The sequence below is a fragment of the Streptomyces sp. URMC 127 genome, assembly GCF_051386535.1.
Classification (GTDB): domain Bacteria; phylum Actinomycetota; class Actinomycetes; order Streptomycetales; family Streptomycetaceae; genus Streptomyces.
In genome coordinates this window covers 1-3,644 of record NZ_JBPQTW010000364.1, presented here as the reverse complement: position 1 = coordinate 3,644, position 3,644 = coordinate 1, and the positions used below count along the sequence as shown (strand labels likewise).

Genomic DNA, 3,644 nt, shown 5'->3' with positions numbered 1-3,644 from the left:
CACTCCATCGGTGAGATCGCGGCCGCTCATGTGGCGGGTGTGCTGACGCTCGGCGACGCGGCGAAGCTGGTGTCCGCCCGCGCCGCGCTGATGCAGGCCCTGCCTGCGGGCGGTGCGATGGTGGCGATCCAGGCCACCGAGGACGAGGTGCTCCCGCACCTCTCCGAGCAGGTGGGCATCGCGGCGATCAACGGCCCGCAGTCCGTGGTGGTCTCCGGTGCCGAGGACGCCGTCGTCGCGATCGGCGAAACCTTCCGGGAGCAGGGCCGTAAGACGTCCCGGCTGAAGGTCAGCCACGCGTTCCACTCGCCGCTGATGGACCCGATGCTGGAGGAGTTCGCCGAGGTCGTCCGCGGCCTCACCTTCCATGAGCCGCGGATTCCGGTGGTCTCCACCCTCACGGGTGAGCTCGCCGAGGCGTACACCGCCGAGTACTGGGTCCGCCACGTCCGCGAGGCGGTCCGCTTCGCCGACGGCGTCCGTACCCTCCACGAGCTGGGCGTGACGACGTTCGTGGAGATCGGCCCCGGCGGCGTCCTGAGCGCGCTGGCGCAGGCCTGCGCCGACGACGTGGTCACCGTGCCCCTCCTGCACTCCGGCAGCTCCGAGCCGCACGCCCTTGCCGCCGCGATCGGCCGGCTGCAGGTGCACGGTGTCTCGCCGGACTGGCAGGCGCTGCTTCCCGGCGCCCGCCGCGTGGAGCTGCCGACGTACGCCTTCCAGCGCGAGCGCTTCTGGCTCGACGTCCCCCAGGGGTCCGGTGACGTCCGGGCCGCCGGCCTGGGGGCGGCGGACCACCCGCTGCTCGGCGCCGCGATCGCGACGGCCAGCAGCGACGGCGTCCTGCTCACCGGCCTGCTCTCGCTCGACACCCACCCGTGGCTCGCCGACCACGCCGTGAACGGGACCGTTCTGCTCCCCGGAACCGCGTTCGTCGAGCTGGCCGTACGGGCGGGCGACGAGACGGGCTGCGGGTGGCTCGAAGACCTGACCCTGGAACTGCCCCTGGTCGTGCCCGAGCGCGGCGGCGTCACCCTTCAGGTGGCGGTCGGCGCGGCGGACGAGTCCGGCCGGCGGCAGCTGAGCGTGCACTCGCGCGTCCGGAACGGCTCGTGGGTCCGGCACGCGACGGGCGTACTGTCCGCGGCCGAGGCGCCGCAGCCCGCCGCCGGCTTCGGCGCGTGGCCGCCCGCGCACGCGGACGCCGTCGACCTGACGGCGTTCTACGACGGCATGGCCGCCGCCGGCCTGGAGTACGGACCGGTGTTCCAGGGCCTGCGGGCGGTGTGGCGCGGCGGGGACGACGTCTTCGCCGAGGTCGCCCTGCCGGAGGACGCGGCTGCCGACGCGGCGGCCTACGCCTTGCACCCGGCCCTGCTCGACGCCGCCCTGCACGCTCTGGCCGCCGGCGGGCTGGTGACGCTCGACGACGGTCCCGCTCTCCCGTTCGCCTGGTCCGGCGTCGCCGTCCAGGCGGCAGGGGCGTCGATGGTACGGGTGAAGCTGTCGCGGACGGCGTCCGGCGCGATGACGCTGACCGTGGCCGACGGCGCCGGTGAGCCAGTGGCCTCGGTCGGGTCGCTGTCGCTGCGAACCGTGTCCGCCGAGCAACTCCGCAGCGCTGGTACCGATGCCACCGGCGGTGGCGATTCGCTGTTCGCGCTGGAGTGGACGCCGTTCACACTGCCTTCCGCTCCCGACCCGCTGCTGATCGAGACCGTCACGGACCTCGATGCGTTGCGGGATGACGCGTTGTGGGACGGGGAAGGGACACCGGACGTCGTAGTCGTCCCGTGCCCGACCGGCTCGACGGACTCCATGGGCTCCCCCGCAGACGTGAATGCCGGTACGGCCGCCCGCGTCCGCGAAGTCACCCATGCCGTTCTGGCGATGCTGCAGTGGTGGCTGGCGCAGGACCGCCCGGGCCGGCTGGCTCTGGTCACGCGTCCCGGCGACCTGGCGCACGCCGCGGTGCGGGGCCTCGTACGGACTGCACAGTCGGAGAATCCGGACCGGATCGTGCTGGTGGAGGCCGAGGACATCGAGGCGGCGGTCCGTGTGCTGCCGGCCGCGGTGGCTTCCGGTGAGCCGCAGTTCGCCGTGCGCGGCCAGGACGTCCTCGTACCGCGCCTGGCGAAGGCCACCGGAGCCGTAAGCGACACCCCGGACTTCGGCACCGGCCCCGTCCTGCTGACCGGTGCGTCCGGCGCGCTGGGCGGGCTCGTCGCCCGGCACCTGGTCGCCGAACACGGCGTGCGCAGCCTGCTGCTGCTCAGCCGGCGCGGAGCGGAGGCCCCCGGCGCGGCCGAGCTGGAGGCCGAACTGGCCGCGCTGGGCGCCGAGGTGCGCTGGGCGGCCTGCGACGCCACCGACCGGAACGCCCTCGCCGAGGCGCTGGCCGGAACGCCGGTCACGGCCGTCGTGCACACCGCCGGCGTCCTCGATGACGGCGTGATCGCCGCGCTCACCCCGGAGCGCATGGATGCGGTGCTGCGCCCCAAGGCCGACGCCGTGCTCAACCTCCACGAACTGACCGGCGACCTGTCGGCGTTCATCGTCTTCTCCTCCGTGTCCGGAATCCTGGGCAGCGCGGGACAGGGCAACTACGCGGCCGCCAACACCTTCCTCGACGCCTTCGCCGAAGCCCGCCGCGCCCAGGGGCTCCCCGCGACCTCGCTCGCGTGGGGCCTGTGGGAGCAGGGCAGCGGCATGGCCGACCGGCTCGGCCAGGCGGACCTCACCCGGCTCAAGCGGGCGGGCCTCGCCCCCATAGCGGTCGAGGAGGGACTGCGGCTGTTCGACGCGGCACTGGCCCTGGACCGGGCGACCGTCGCCCCGCTCCGCCTGGACCTCGGCGGGCTGCAGGGCACGGTGCCGCCGGTCCTGCGAGGGCTCCGCGGCCCCGTGCGGGGCATCGCGCGGCGCGCGGCGCAGCAGGCCGCCCCGAAGGGTTCGCTGGGGCAGCGGCTGGCCGCGTTGCCGGAGGCCGAGCGCGAGCAGGTGGTACTGGACCTGGTGCGTACGGAGGTCGCTGCCGTGCTCGGCCACGCCTCGGTCCAGGCCGTCCAGCCGGAACACGCCTTCCAGGACGCCGGGTTCGACTCGCTCACCTCGGTGGAACTGCGCAACCGCCTCAACGCGGCGACCGGGCTGCGGCTCCCCGCGACCATGGTCTTCGACCACCCGACACCTGTCGCGCTCTCCCGCTTCCTGCTGGCCGAGACGCTGGGCGTCCAGGAACAGCCCGACGCCGCGGTCGCCGCGGTCGCCGGCCCGGCGGACGAGCCGATCGCGATCGTGGGCATGGCCTGCCGGTTCCCGGGTGACGTGCGGTCGCCCGAGGACCTGTGGCGCCTCGTCGCCTCCGGCGGCGACGCGATCTCCGGCTTCCCCGAGGACCGCGGCTGGAACGTCGAGAACCTCTACGACCCGGACCCCGACCGCTCCGGCAAGTCCTACGTGCGCCACGGCGGCTTCCTCCACGAGGCGGCCGACTTCGACCCGGCCTTCTTCGGGATCTCGCCGCGCGAGGCGCTGGCGATGGACCCGCAGCAGCGGCTGCTGCTCGAGACGTCGTGGGAGGCGTTCGAACGGGCCGGCATCGACCCCGCCTCGGTGCGGGGCAGCAAGACCGGTGTCTTCGC

1 protein-coding gene is annotated in these 3,644 nt (G+C 74.4%); it reads left to right on the top strand.

The features are described 5' to 3' along the window. Positions 1–3,644: SDR family NAD(P)-dependent oxidoreductase (locus ACSNOH_RS33945; RefSeq protein ID WP_436725298.1), on the top strand; the 3,644-nt coding region annotated here is incomplete at both ends.